The following is a 12797-nucleotide window of genomic DNA, read 5'->3' as shown; positions in this document are numbered from 1 at the left end:
GTGTGTCGCGGTGATGTCGCACCGATGAGTTCCCGGGACCGACCGGGTCTGTACAGGCAGACAGCAAGCGATTCACGTCGAGGGCAGCCCGGTGGGGCGGAGAGGACAACCATGCGCGATCTCGTGATCACCCAGAACATCACCGTCGACGGGGTGGTGGAGGCGACCGATGACTGGTTCACCAACGCCGGGTCCGATCCGGAGGCCGATGAGGTGCTGGCGCAGCAGCGTGACGAGTCCGACGGCTTCCTCGTCGGACGCGACACCTTCGTCGGGATGCGCGACTATTGGGGTCCGAAGACCGACGACACCACCGGTGTCACCGCGCACCTCAACCGGGTCGCGAAATACGTGGTGTCGTCCACCATCACCGATCCGCGGTGGACGAACAGCGAGGTGCTGGCGGGGGATCTGCGCCATGGCGTCGAGGACATCAAGGCCCGGTCCGGCGGCGACATCGTCTGTACCGGCAGCATCAGCCTCTGCCACTCGCTCATCGCGCTCGGCCTCGTCGACGAGTTTCGCCTGTTCGTCTACCCGTTCGTGCACGGACGCGGACGTCGGCTGTTCGACCAGGCGCCCCCGACACCGCTCGCGCTCGAGGAAGCGGTGACGTTCCCGTCAGGGATTGTGATGACGCGCTACCGTCCGCAGACGATCAGACCTTCCGCACCATCCACCGGCGCAACAACAGGTTGACGATCAGCATCACCACAGCGATGAACGTGCCCTGCACCCACCAGGTCCACCAGGGAGCCACCCCGCTCGCGCCGACGACCGCCGACACCACGATCAGCAGGCCGAACAGCACGGGCAGGATCTGACCACGCCACCCACGCGAGGTGAAGACGAACCGGCTCTCGGGCAGGGGCGCCTCGACGTGATCGACCGGCCGCATCGGTTCGAGGTCCAGGGGCTCCATTCGTGCAACTGTACTAAGCGGACAGTTGCACGGCGAGGAGCTTGCCGTCGGTGGCGACCTTGCGGGCGTGCTCGTCGAAGTCCGGTGCGGCACAGACGAACAGCGTTCGTCTGTCGGCACCGCCGAGACCGCAGGCGAAGACACCACTGTCGAAGTCGTACTGATCGATCACGCCGCGCCCCTCGGCCACCCGCGCGATGCGCCCACCGAGGGCATCCGCGACGAGCAGGGTACCGTCGGTGTCGAGACAGCAGCCGTCCGGCGCGACGGTGATGCCGCCCATGGCCGATTCGATACTCGTCATGTCGGGGAGATCGCCGAACACCGCCCAATCGCGGCGTTCGCCGAGCGAGCCGTCGTCGGCGATGTCGAACGCGCTGACGCGGTTGCCGAGCGTCTCGTCGACCAGCAGCCGCCCGTCGCCGGTGAGTGCCATCCCGTTGGGGAAGAACAGATCCTCGGCGACCACCCTCGCCGAGCCATCGGTCTCCACCGCGATGAGCTGTGCGCTCGACGGGGTGCCACCGTTCATCAGGTCGAACCCGAAGTTCCCGACGTAGGCGCGCCCGCTCGCGTCGACGAGCATGTCGTTGAGGTGCTCGGTCACGAGGTGTGACAGGTCCGCGTGCACCACGAGTTCCCCGTCGTGCCCGCGTCGGAGGATGGTGTGGTCGCGCATCGAGACGATGAGGAGTTGCCCGTCGGGCAGCCATCCCAGGCCTGAGGGCTGGTGCGGCACCTCGGCTTCCACGCGCACATCAGAGCCGTCGGCGCGGGCCGAGATCACCCGGTGGGTGTAGAAATCCGACACCCACACGCGGTCGTCGTGCCAGCGCGGACATTCGAAATACGTGTAGTTCTCGAGGACGACGGTTGCATCGGTGGCCATACCCGATCCGATCACGACGACGGGTTGCCGCGTGGGGGAATGGCGCCGACGATCGGGGCGACGGTGCGCCGGGCGAAGGCACGGACGGCTGTCGGGTCGGTGAGGTCGACCGCCAGCCCCGGTGCCATCAGGTACGACAGCCCGAGGTGGACCAGTGCGTCGGCCTGCTCGTCGGGGTCACCCGCGGTGATGGTGCCCGCGCGATGGGCGCGCCGCAGGTTGGCGGCGACCGCGGCCCATGCGAGTCGCAGTGGTGACGGATCGCCTCCGGACAAGGCCGCGAGCAACTCGCCGCGACGAGCACGGTCGGCCAACAGAGGGTCGTCGTCGAGAGCGAGGCAGATCGCGAATCCCTCCACCACCTGATCGACCGGGTCGGTCACCACGGCGAACCGGTCGACCATGGAGCCGACCACCTGCCCCACGAAACGCACGAGCGCTGCCTCGAAGACGTGATCGCGACTGTCGAACCGGCGAAAGACGGTGGCGCGACCGACGCCCGCCTCGCGGGCGATCTCCTCGACCGTCGCCTCCCGGGTGCTGCGGCGGCCGAGGACGGCCAGGGCGGCATCGAGGATGCGGTCGTCGGTGGTGTCGGTGTCGGCGGCCGTGGGGGAGGCAGGGCCGAACGCCTGCGCGACGGCGCGGGCGAAGAGGTCTCCCAACGGTGCACCCGGTCGCGTCATGCCAGCGATGATCGCACGACCTCACGCCATATGAGACGATTAGCCCATGGATAGTCTCACCGATCTCGATCCATCCACACCGGTCATCGTGGGGGTGGGTCAGGTGTCCGAGCGGCTCGGGGAACCTGGTTACCTCGCACGGTCCGAGGCCGACCTCGCCGCCGACTCGGTGCGCGCCGCTCTCGACGACACCGGTTGCGCCCGAGACGATGTGGCGAACGCGGTCGACACTCTCGGTGCCATCCGGTCGTTCGAGGTGTCGAGCCCGCTGTCGTCGTCGCAGTTGGGCAGGCCGTCGAACATGGCGGGCGCGATCGCACGTCGGGTCGGTGTCGACGCGCGGCGGCTGATCGCCGAGGTGGTGGGCGGGCAGAGTCCGCAGCACCTGCTCACCGAGCTCGCCGGCGCGATCGCGGAAGGGGACGCCGGCGCCGCCGTGATCGTGGGGGCCGAGGTCATCTCGACGGTGCGGTCGATCACCTCCGATCCCGAGGCGACCCGGCCCGACTGGAACGAACCCGACGACCCGACAGCGGACGGCCGGCTCGAGGACCGCGGTTTCGGTTTGCGTGGCATCACCACCGTCGCCGAGGTCCGGCACGGACTGATGGTGCCCGTGCTGCAGTACTCGGTGATCGAGAACGCTCGCCGGGCGCGGATCGGCCTCGATCGGGCGGAGTACACGCGGTCTATGGCCGAGCTGTTCGCGCCGATGACCACCGTGGCGGCGAAGAATCCCCATTCGGCGTCGCCGGTGGAACGCACTGCCGAGGAGATCGCGTCGGTCGACGAGGCGAACCGACAGGTGACCGACCCGTTCCCCCGACTGATGATCGCGCGCGACCAGGTGAACCAGGCCGCCGCGGTGGTCGTGATGTCGGTCCGCCGCGCCCGCGAACTCGGTATCGCCACCGACCGGTGGGTCTTCCTCCACGGACATGCCGACCTGCGTGAGAAGCGACTGCTCGACCGCCCCGACATCGGGGCCGCCCCGGCGGCCGCCGCCTCGATCTCCTCGGCGCTCGAGGTCGCGGGTATCGGACTCGATGAGGTGTCGTCCATCGACCTCTACAGCTGCTTCCCCGTTGCGGTGTCGGCGGTGTGCGACAAACTCGGCCTCGCTCCGGACGATCCGCGCGGCCTCACCGTCACCGGCGGGCTGCCGTACTTCGGTGGACCCGGCAACAACTACTCCATGCATGCGATCGCCGAGGTCGTCGACCGCTTGCGCGTCGAGCCCGGCTCGTATGGTCTCGTGGGCGCGAACGGCGGTGTGCTGAGCAAGTATTCGACGGGCATCTACTCGACCGATCCGGCTCCGTGGAGATCATCGCAGAGCGCGAGGGTTCAGGCCCGACTCGATGCCGTGCCCGATGTCGCGATCGTCGACCGCGCTGACGGGGTCGCGATCATCGAGACGTTCACCGTGCAGTACGGCAAGCGCGGACCGAAGTCGGCGATCGTGATCGGTCGACTGCTCGATGCCGACGGCGGGAGGGGTCCGCGTTTCATCTCCACGGTCCACCGATCGGACCAGGCGATGATGGCGCACCTGACCGACACCGACCAGCCGATCGGGACGCCGGTGGTGGCGCGGTCGTTCGCCGACGGCAATCGCGTGAGCCTCGACGTCGCGACCATGGATGCGTTGAACCCCGTTCGCGCCCCGGGCTTCCGGGACGACTACACCGGGGTGCTGGTGCGACGTGACGGGCACCTGCTCGAGGTCACGATCAACCGGCCGCAGGCGCGCAACGCCCTCGATGCCGCGACCAACGCCGAACTCGACGAGGTCTTCGACGCCTACCTGGCCGACCCCGACCTCTGGGTCGCGATCCTGACCGGCGCCGGCGACAAGGCGTTCTCGTCGGGCAACGATCTCGCGGCGACGGCGTCGGGCGCGATGTTCTCGGTACCGAAGAACGGTTTCGCCGGCCTCACCAGCCGCCCCGATCTCACCAAGCCCGTGATCGCTGCGGTCAACGGCCACGCGCTCGGCGGCGGGTTCGAGATCGCGCTCGCCTGCCACATGATCGTCGCCGATGAGCGCGCGACGTTCTCGCTGCCCGAGGTGAAGGTGGGGCTCGCGGCCCTGGCCGGGGGACTGGTGCGCTTGCCCCGACTGCTCGGGCGGTCGATCGCGGTGGAGATGATCCTCACCGGTCGCCGTATGCCGGCCGCCGAGGCCCTCGAGCGCGGCGTGGTCTGCCGCGTCGCACCCGAGGGCACCGTGATGGACGCCGCCCGCGAACTCGCGTCGGAGGTGTTGGCGTCGTCACCGACGTCGGTGCGCGCCTCCCTCATCGGCATCGCCGAGACCCAGGGCATCAGCGATCCCGTTGTCGCAGCGTCACATCCGACGACCGCCATGGACGAGCTCATCATCAGCCAGGACACCATCGAAGGCGTGACGGCCTTCGTCGAGAAGCGTTCCCCGGTCTGGCGGGGGCGCTAGGACCCTACGGCGCGATGAAGTAGAAGCTGGCCCCGTAGCCCTGGAGGACCCTGACCGGGTTGTTCGCCGCGTACGGCGCCACCCCGAGCTGGACGAGGCCTGACCCGGTCGCGAAGTCGCGGGTGACCTTCTCCCCGGGCCTGGTGCCGAACACGACGGGGAAGAAGCTCTGTCGGTCGAAGGCCTTGGCACTCGTGAAAGTGGTCCCGATCAGCAACTTGCACTTCGGGTTCTTCGCCCACCCTCGGCCGTTGCCCGTGAACCCGAACGACGTCAGCGTGACGCGGGTGACACCGCGCTTCGGCGAACTGAGCCGAACGTTGAACGCGCCGCGGCAGAAGTCGTGATCACCGAACGCGCCGATGTTGTCGCTGTACTGCGAAATCTTCGGGATGTCCTTCGGCGGCGCGGCGGATGCAGGTACGGCAGCTATGACGCCGCCGGTGAGGGTTGCAGCGGTGACCGCGACGGCGGCGATGAGTGAACGAAAGCGCGTACGCATGGTGATTGGATCTCCCCGAGGATGTGGTCGACGCCCCATCGGCGTCGAGAACGTCGTCAACCTACCGTACGAATGTTTCGCGACAACGCGCCCTGGCCCGGTTGTCCACAGGTCCAGACACACCGATCGCGTGTCTTGGGTCACATTCAGTAGTCACATGAGTAACATGCGTCACACCGGTGCTCGGGACGACGGGTGTCGGATCTATCGGAATCAGGGATGTGATCCTTCGTGAAGCTCACCACGAACATTCATCACGGACGTACTGCCCGACCCACCCACGTCTTCGCGGGACGCCCCGGCGGCCTGTTCTCCCGGCACCGTCTCGCTCGCCGGTGGCCCGAGGACGGCGAGCGCATGGTCACCGCGGCCGACATGCGCGCATTCGGTCTCTGATCGCCTTCGGCCGCAACGACGGCCCAACCGGCGCGAACGACGGCCCAACCGGCGCAAACGACGGCCCAATCGGCGCGAACTAGGGCCCAACTGGCGGGGTGTGCCCGGCCCGGCGGGCAAGGCGCTCGACGTAGAACGCCGTGTCGGCCGGATGCTGGGCGACGACGAGATGATTCGCCGGACTGATCTCCTCGTAGACACCACCGAGGATCTGCGCGTAGCGACGGTGTCGCCATCGCCACCACCGCAACCACAGCCCGGCGGCCGGTAGCGCCGCGAGGACGGTCACCGCCGCGCGCACCGTGCGATCGTCACGCTCCCGCAGGGCGATGAGATCGAGGGAGATGGTGGGGAACGCCGCGTTCTCCACCAGGGTGGCGCGCAACATGTCGGCTCGGCCGAACACCTGACAGATCCAGAACCGCTGCGCCGCGGTGTAACCGGTGGGTGGGGTCGGATAGACCGAGTCATGAGCCGCGGCGCCGAGCAGCTGCGGCAGTCGCAACAGTTCGGCCACCGCCACCGCGCGATGACAGTTGCGCACGCGCAGAGCGGTCGGCAACACCCGCCACGGGAACATCACGAAGGTGCCGTCGATCATGAGGACCCCGGCGGTGCGGTCGGGATGCTCGCGGGCGAAGGCCTCGGCGTACATCGACGACATCGAGTGGGCGGCGATCACGACCGGCTCGTCGATCGCGAGTGCGTCGAGCACACCGGAGATCCTACGGACCTCCCCGTCGAGCGTCGGCCACGTGTCCCGCGAAAGGGCCTCGCTCGCACCGTAACCGGGCCGGTCGAAGCGGATGACCGTGAACGACGACGACAACGCGTCGGCGAGCTGATCGAGGTCGAACCAGTTGCTGCCCAACGCCGCCAACAGCATCACGGGCGGACCGGACCCCTCGGTGACGACGTGCGTGGAGAGACCGTCGATCTCGATCAGGCGCCCGGGCAGATCCTCGCTCACCGGGGTTTGGCCAACGGGAAGGCGAGGGTCTCGCGGATCGTCTTACCGGTCAACAGCATGACCACGCGGTCGATACCGATACCGAGTCCACCGGTGGGCGGCATCGCGTACTCGAGGGCGTCGAGGAAGTCCTCGTCGACCTCCATCGCCTCCCGATCACCGCCGGCCGCCAGAGCGGACTGTGCGGTGAGCCGGGCCCGCTGCTCCACCGGATCGGTGAGTTCGCTGTAGGCCGTGCCCAGTTCGACACCCCAGGCGACGAGATCCCACCGCTGCGCCAGATCAGGGCGATCCGGATGTGCACGGGTCAGGGGCGACACCGACGTGGGGAAATCGACGTAGAACGTCGGCATGGTGGTCCGATCCTCGACGAGGTGCTCGTAGAGCTCCAGCACCAGCTGACCCGCATCCCACTCGGGTCGGTGGAGTATCGCCAGACTGTCACAGATGTCGCGCAGCCGAGCGGCATCGGTGTCGGGGTTGACGGACGCGCCCACGGCGTCGGACACCGCACCGTGCACCGTCCGGATCGACCAGTCGCCGGAGATGTCGATCGCTGTCATCTCGCCGTCGGGACCGGGGCGCAGGGCGACGGCTGCGCCGTGTGCCGCGACGGCGGCGGCCTGGATGAGCGACCGCGTGAGGTGCAGCATCGTCATGTGATCGCCGTGGGCGAGATACGCCTCGAGACTCGTGAACTCGGGGTTGTGGGTGCTGTCGACACCCTCGTTGCGGAAGTTGCGACCGATCTCGAACACCTTCTCGATACCGCCGACGCACAGGCGCTTCAGGTAGAGCTCGGGGGCGATGCGCAGGTAGAGGTCGAGATCGTAGGCGTTGATGTGGGTGCGGAACGGCTCGGCGTTCGCGCCGCCGTGCACCCGCTGCAGGATCGGTGTCTCCACCTCGAGGAAACCCTGCTCGACAAGGTGATCACGTATCGCACGCACGGCGAGACCCCGCGTGCGCAACGCGTCGGCCGCCGACGGGTCGACGGCGAGCTCGACATGCCGGAGCCGCACCCGCGCCTCGGGGTCGGTCAGGCCACTCCACTTGTCGGGCAGCGGGTGCAGACATTTGCCCAGCATCGTCCAGTCGTCGGCGAGCACCGACTCCTCGCCGGACCGACTGCGCCCCCGACGCCCACCCACCGACACCAGGTCGCCGAGATCGACGAACTCGGCGAAGCGGTGCGCGAGGTCGGGGTGCTCGCCGGCGTCGAACAGCACCTGCATCGAGCCCGACGCGTCGCGGACATCGGCGAAGATCACGCCACCGAGGTTGCGGGCCCGCAGGATTCGCCCTGCGATCTCGACCGGCACACCCGGGTCCGCGGCCAGCGCGGCGGCGACGGTGTGGCTCGGCGGCCGAGCAGCGGGGTAGGCGTCGACACCGGTCGCGGTGAGGGCGGCGAGCTTGGCCATCCTCACCCGCACCTGTTCGGGCCTCCGCGGCCCGGTCGCCGACGCCTCTGCTGCCGAACGGATCTCGTCGATGACGGTGTCGATGTCGAGCCCGGCCGGGATGGCCGGGGCGGTGCCGACGTGACGTCGCGACCCGATCCGGTTGCGCCGGATGTGGGGCATCGTGACGAAACCCTCGGTGACGATCGCGGCGATGCCGGCGCGCAGGATGAACCGGGCGTCCTCGCTGCACAGAAACCGCGGGGCCCACTGTGGCAGGTACTTGGCGTTGGAGCGGTACAGCGACTCCATCTGGACGAACCGCGACGCGAAGGTGAGCACGCCGTGCGCCCCCTTCATCACCGGTCCGGCACCGATCTCGCCGCCGCGCTCGAACACCGACCGGAACGCCGCGAAGTTCAGCGAGATGCGGGTGACGCCGAACTCGCCTGCGCGAAGGGCGAACTCGGTCACCATCGCCTCCACCACACCGTTCACGGCGTCGCGGTCGCGCCGCATCAGGTCGAGCGACGCCCCCGTGCGGCCCCACGGCACGAAGGACAGCATCCCGACGACACGATCGGCCGAATCCGGCTCGTCGCCGGCGATCACGGCCTCGACGAGCAGACACCGGTCGTCGTGTCGGTCTCCGAGTCGGCTCAGCGCCATCGCGAAGCCGCGCTCGTCCTCGGTGTCGCGCCACCGGTCGGCACGGTCGATGACCGCTGCCATCTCGTCGTCGGTGAGATCGCCGTGGTGACGGATCCGCACGGTGACACCGGCGCGGCGTGTGCGGGTGACGGCCTGGCGCACTCCCCGCATGTCGGGTCCGTTGATGCGATAGGTGCGGGCATCGACGACCGCCTCGTCGCCGATGTTGAGCGCGGTCATACCCGCTGCGGCATAGGCGGTCGCGCCGCGCTCGCTGGCGCCCATCGCGGCGGGGTGCCAACCGTATCGGTCGCAGAGGGTGAAGAACTCGGCGATCGCGTCGGGCCAGAACCGCGGATCGCCGATGGGGTCGCCGGAGGAGAGGCCGACACCGACCTCGACGCGGTAGGTGATGGCGGCGTGCCCGTTGGGCGCGAAGACCACTGCCTTGTCACGTCGGGTCGAGAAGTAGGCCAACGAGTCGTCGTCGTTGTAGGCGGCGATCAGCGCGCGGATCAGGCGCTCGTCGGGCGGGGTCATCAGTCCCGCGAGTCGCTGCGACCGGAACAGCACGACGGCCGCAGCGATCAGCGCCAGGGCGCCGAGCAGGCCGAGCAGCGAGTTGATGACGGTGTAGGTGTGGTTGCCGTCGAAGGTGCGGGTGTCGACCGACGCGAACGTCACCACGCGGTTGAACGCGTACGGCAGTCGTTGCTCGGAGCTGAGATCGCGCGGGAACGCCTCGACGAGCCCCCACCCGACGAGGGTCGCGGCGACCAGCCCGCCCGCCAGCACGGCGAGCGCGGTGAGCAGCGCACCCCGGCGTACGCGTGTGTAGAACTGCCGGTACCGCAGGATCAGGTAGCCGAGGACCACGATGTCGATGGCGATGCCGATCGCGACACCCACCCGCCCGGCCGTCGACACCTCGTACTCGCGGGCGACCGACGGGACGAGATAGATGCTGTTGGTGCCGGCGAACAACACGATGTAGCCGACCGTGAGCCACCACGCGACCCGTTTGCGCGCGGAGAGCGCGACGGCGAGCAGCACGAGCACGAAGGCCCACGCGAAGCTGGTGTCGGGTGCGGAGATGACGTAGGTGTCGATCCAGTCGCGGGGCACCGCGACGATGTGGCGGACCGTCACCGAGATGCTGCTGACGAGGGCGAAGGCCGCGAGGACACCGACGACACGGCCCGCGAACCGGGGCGCCCGGCCACCGTTGCCCGACGGGGTGCGGATGCGCTCGAGGATCCGTGCGGAACGCTCGACCGGATCGCGTCGCTCGGCCACGGGAGTGGTCGCGGTCATCGCACCCGACCCCCTCTCCTCGCCTCGCGTGTCCCCGCCGTCTCCTGTCACAGTGGGTGCGGTGACATGGTGTCACCTGCACACCTGCGACGTCAGCGGGTGTGGGTGGACCCGGGACGAGGAGCGTGGCATGACAGATGTGTCCGGCGAGGTCGAGATCACCGACGACTCGATCCGGCTCGGTCAGTTCCTCAAACTGGCCAACCTCATCGAGAGTGGCGCGGAGGCGAAGACGGTGATCGCCGACGGTGAGGTCACCGTCAACGGCGAGGTCGAGACGCGGCGGGGTCGGCAGCTCGTGGTCGGCGACATCGTCGCCGCCGGCGGCATCGCGCTGCGTGTGGCCGGCCCTGTCAGCTGAGTGGCTCCACACCTAAGCTGATCCATCGTGAGCGAATCGACTTCTCAGGCCACCGCAGACCTCGTCGACGAGATCGGCGCCGACGTCCGCAGCTGCGACACCCAGTTCCGCCAGTTCGGTGGACGCCGCGAATTCTCCGGACCGGTCCGCACGGTGCGCTGCCATGAGGACAACGCCCTCCTCAAATCGGTGTTGGGGACGCCTGGTGACGGTGCGGTCCTCGTCGTCGACGGCGGTGGGTCGCTGCACACCGCGCTGGTCGGGGACCTGATCGCCGAACTGGGGCGCTCGAACGGGTGGGCCGGTGTCATCGTGCACGGCGCCATCCGCGACTCAGCCCTGATCGGCGGCATGGACTTCGGGTGCAAGGCGCTGGGGACCAATCCGCGGAAGTCCACCAAGACCGGCGCCGGCGAGGCCGATGTCGATGTCGCGTTCGGCGGTGTCACGTTCCGCGTCGGCGACGTCGTGCACAGCGACGACGACGGCATCGTGGTCGTCTAGTCACATCAGCTCTGGGCGAGGCGTCGGCCACCGCCTACACTGACAACATCGTGTGTCAGATCGGCACACCGCTTGCGAGGAGAAGAGCCCCGATGGCGAGACCGGACACCGCGACCTTCGACCGTCTTCGTCGACTGGTCGCCATCGACCAGTACGACACCCGCCCGACCCGTTCGGTGCTCGAGGCCTACAGCGGCAGCGAGATGACGACGATCCCGATCGGCACCGCCGAGGATCTCGAGGTGGCCGTCCGTCGTGCCCGCGCCGCGCAGGCCCGCTGGGCCGCGACGTCGCCGAAGGAGCGCGCCGACCTGCTGCTGCGCTTCGCCGCGCTCGTCTTCGACCGCCGCGTCGAGCTCATGGACATGGCCCAGGCCGAGACCGGCAAGGCCCGGTCGTACGCCCAGGAAGAGGTCATGGACGTCGCGCTCACCGCGCGTCACTACGCCAAGACCGGCCCGAAGACGTTGGCCGTCAAGAAGGTCAAGGGCATGATCCCCGGCGCCACCGATGTGCGGGTGCGCTACCAGCCCAAGGGCGTCATCGGCGTGATCTCGCCGTGGAACTACCCGGTCACCCTCGCCGCGTCCGATGCCGTCGCCGCGCTCATGGCGGGCAACGCCGTGGTGATCAAGCCCGACAGCCAGACCCCGTACTGCGCGCTCGCGGTGGCCGAACTGCTCTACGAGGCCGGGCTCGAACCCGAACTGTTCGCCGTGGTCCCCGGTCCCGGCGGTGTCGTGGGTCAGGCGCTCGTCAAGACCGCCGACTACCTCATGTTCACCGGGTCATCGGCCACCGGCGCCACGCTGGCCGAGCAGGCCGGTAGCCGCCTCATCGGGTTCTCCGCCGAGCTCGGTGGCAAGAACCCGATGATCGTGACCTCCGGCGCGAACGTCGACAAGGCCGTCGAGGGTGCCGCGCGCGCCTGCTACTCGAACTCCGGCCAGCTCTGCATCTCCATCGAGCGTCTCTACGTCGAGAAGCCGGTGGCCGACGAGTTCACCCGCAAGTTCGCCGCGAAGGTCGCCTCGATGAAGGTGGCCCCGGCCTACGACTTCGACGCCGACATGGGCTCGCTCGCCTCGCAGGCCCAGATCGACGTCATCGACGCCCACGTCAAGGACGCGACCGCCAAGGGTGCGACCGTGCTCGCCGGCGGCACGAAGCTCGACGAGCTGGGGCCGTTCTTCTACGCCCCGACCGTGCTGAAGGGCGTCAACGAGCACATGGAGTGCTTCGCGACCGAGACCTTCGGCCCGTTGGTGTCGGTGTACGAGGTCGACTCGGTCGACGAGGCGATCAAGCTCGCGAACGACACCGACTACGGCCTCAACGCCAGCGTCTTCGCCGGCAGCACCGGCCAGGCGCGGGACATCGGTGCGCAGCTGCGCGTCGGCACCGTCAACGTCAACGAGGGCTACGCCGCCGCGTGGGGCTCGACCGCCGCGCCGATGGGCGGCATGGGCGTCTCCGGTGTCGGGCGTCGCCACGGCACCGAGGGTCTGCTCAAGTACACCGAGCCGCAGACCATCGCCACACAGCGCGTTATCGGCATCGATGGCATCCGCGGGGTCCCGCGCAAGCTGTTCCTCAAGCTGGTGCCGACGTCGATGAAGCTGATGCGGTTCCTGCCCGGTCGCTGATCCGACCCGTACACCATTGACACCGCTGGGCTTCGGTGTGTGGAACATCCACACACCGGCGCCCAGCGGTGTCGTCTGTGTACCCCCTCTGGCGAACG

At 68.7% G+C, this 12797-nt stretch carries 12 protein-coding genes; 6 read left to right on the top strand and 6 right to left on the bottom strand.

What is annotated here, in order from left to right; genetic code table 11:
* Positions 1-111 precede the first annotated feature (111 nt).
* The gene (locus tag ACQ7HM_RS05030) at positions 112-699 is read left to right on the top strand and encodes a dihydrofolate reductase family protein (RefSeq protein ID WP_434215120.1); all 588 of its coding nucleotides are present in this window, start codon (positions 112-114) and stop codon (positions 697-699) included.
* Here the strand turns inward: ACQ7HM_RS05030 and ACQ7HM_RS05025 are convergent.
* Genes ACQ7HM_RS05025 through ACQ7HM_RS05015 form a run of 3 tightly spaced genes read right to left on the bottom strand, consistent with a single transcriptional unit; the run spans position 659 to position 2497 of the window.
* Positions 659-922, bottom strand: coding sequence for a hypothetical protein (locus ACQ7HM_RS05025; RefSeq protein WP_434215119.1), 264 nt, complete (start codon positions 920-922; stop codon positions 659-661). The genes ACQ7HM_RS05030 and ACQ7HM_RS05025 overlap by 41 nt on opposite strands.
* Before the next feature lie 13 nt (positions 923-935).
* Positions 936-1811, bottom strand: coding sequence for an SMP-30/gluconolactonase/LRE family protein (locus ACQ7HM_RS05020; protein ID WP_434215118.1), 876 nt, complete (start codon positions 1809-1811; stop codon positions 936-938).
* Positions 1812-1822: 11 nt separating this feature from the next.
* A complete protein-coding gene (locus ACQ7HM_RS05015; RefSeq protein ID WP_434215117.1) occupies positions 1823-2497 on the bottom strand; it encodes a helix-turn-helix domain-containing protein in 675 nt (224 codons plus the stop codon).
* 46 nt (positions 2498-2543) lie between these two features.
* Here ACQ7HM_RS05015 and ACQ7HM_RS05010 point away from each other — a divergent pair, with 46 nt between their 5' ends.
* Entirely contained in the window at positions 2544-4952 is a 2409-nt protein-coding gene (locus tag ACQ7HM_RS05010; protein ID WP_434215116.1) for an acetyl-CoA acetyltransferase, read from the top strand.
* Between the two features lie 4 nt (positions 4953-4956).
* On the opposite strand, the gene ACQ7HM_RS05005 is transcribed toward ACQ7HM_RS05010, so the two are convergent.
* Positions 4957-5454 (bottom strand): enoyl-CoA hydratase, encoded by a 498-nt coding sequence (locus ACQ7HM_RS05005; protein ID WP_434215115.1) that lies wholly within the window; start codon positions 5452-5454, stop codon positions 4957-4959.
* A gap of 231 nt (positions 5455-5685) precedes the next feature.
* On the opposite strand from ACQ7HM_RS05005, the gene ACQ7HM_RS05000 reads away from it, so the two are divergent.
* A complete protein-coding gene (locus tag ACQ7HM_RS05000; RefSeq protein ID WP_434215114.1) occupies positions 5686-5850 on the top strand; it encodes a hypothetical protein in 165 nt (54 codons plus the stop codon).
* Between the two features lie 79 nt (positions 5851-5929).
* Here the strand turns inward: ACQ7HM_RS05000 and ACQ7HM_RS04995 are convergent, their stop codons facing one another.
* Together ACQ7HM_RS04995 and lysX are read right to left on the bottom strand one after the other, a co-directional pair.
* Entirely contained in the window at positions 5930-6820 is an 891-nt protein-coding gene (locus ACQ7HM_RS04995) for an alpha/beta fold hydrolase (protein ID WP_434215113.1), read from the bottom strand.
* Positions 6817-10188 (bottom strand): bifunctional lysylphosphatidylglycerol synthetase/lysine--tRNA ligase LysX, encoded by a 3372-nt coding sequence (lysX, locus tag ACQ7HM_RS04990; protein WP_434215112.1) that lies wholly within the window; start codon positions 10186-10188, stop codon positions 6817-6819. Before lysX ends, ACQ7HM_RS04995 begins: the two co-directional genes overlap by 4 nt.
* A gap of 130 nt (positions 10189-10318) precedes the next feature.
* Here lysX and ACQ7HM_RS04985 point away from each other — a divergent pair, with 130 nt between their 5' ends.
* The 3 genes from ACQ7HM_RS04985 (at position 10319) to ACQ7HM_RS04975 (ending at position 12699) form a co-directional block, all read left to right on the top strand.
* Positions 10319-10549, top strand: a complete 231-nt coding sequence (locus ACQ7HM_RS04985) for an RNA-binding S4 domain-containing protein (protein WP_434215111.1) — start codon at positions 10319-10321, stop codon at positions 10547-10549.
* Between the two features lie 27 nt (positions 10550-10576).
* On the top strand, positions 10577-11053 hold the full coding sequence (rraA, locus tag ACQ7HM_RS04980) for a ribonuclease E activity regulator RraA (RefSeq protein ID WP_434215110.1): 477 nt from the start codon (positions 10577-10579) through the stop codon (positions 11051-11053).
* Between the two features lie 92 nt (positions 11054-11145).
* Positions 11146-12699 carry a succinic semialdehyde dehydrogenase gene (locus ACQ7HM_RS04975; RefSeq protein WP_434215109.1) on the top strand — a complete coding sequence of 518 codons (1554 nt, stop codon included), beginning with the start codon at positions 11146-11148 and terminating at the stop codon, positions 12697-12699.
* The last annotated feature ends 98 nt before the right edge of the window (positions 12700-12797 follow it).

Origin of the sequence: Williamsia sp. MIQD14 (assembly GCF_051025635.1) — a bacterium.
Lineage (GTDB): Bacteria > Actinomycetota > Actinomycetes > Mycobacteriales > Mycobacteriaceae > Williamsia_A.
Note: the sequence above shows the minus strand (reverse complement) of the source record. Positions and strands in the feature narration are given on the sequence as shown.

What these genes read in the sequence shown, in the direction of transcription:
- ACQ7HM_RS05005 (WP_434215115.1), bottom strand. Translation starts at nt 5,454, where the DNA reads ATGCGTACGCGCTTTCGTTCACTCATCGCCGCCGTCGCGGTCACCGCT.
- lysX (WP_434215112.1), bottom strand. Translation starts at nt 10,188, where the DNA reads ATGACCGCGACCACTCCCGTGGCCGAGCGACGCGATCCGGTCGAGCGT.
- ACQ7HM_RS04975 (WP_434215109.1), top strand. Translation starts at nt 11,146, where the DNA reads ATGGCGAGACCGGACACCGCGACCTTCGACCGTCTTCGTCGACTGGTC.
- ACQ7HM_RS05030 (WP_434215120.1), top strand. Translation starts at nt 112, where the DNA reads ATGCGCGATCTCGTGATCACCCAGAACATCACCGTCGACGGGGTGGTG.
- ACQ7HM_RS05015 (WP_434215117.1), bottom strand. Translation starts at nt 2,497, where the DNA reads ATGACGCGACCGGGTGCACCGTTGGGAGACCTCTTCGCCCGCGCCGTC.
- ACQ7HM_RS05020 (WP_434215118.1), bottom strand. Translation starts at nt 1,811, where the DNA reads ATGGCCACCGATGCAACCGTCGTCCTCGAGAACTACACGTATTTCGAA.
- ACQ7HM_RS04985 (WP_434215111.1), top strand. Translation starts at nt 10,319, where the DNA reads ATGACAGATGTGTCCGGCGAGGTCGAGATCACCGACGACTCGATCCGG.
- ACQ7HM_RS05025 (WP_434215119.1), bottom strand. Translation starts at nt 922, where the DNA reads ATGGAGCCCCTGGACCTCGAACCGATGCGGCCGGTCGATCACGTCGAG.
- ACQ7HM_RS05010 (WP_434215116.1), top strand. Translation starts at nt 2,544, where the DNA reads ATGGATAGTCTCACCGATCTCGATCCATCCACACCGGTCATCGTGGGG.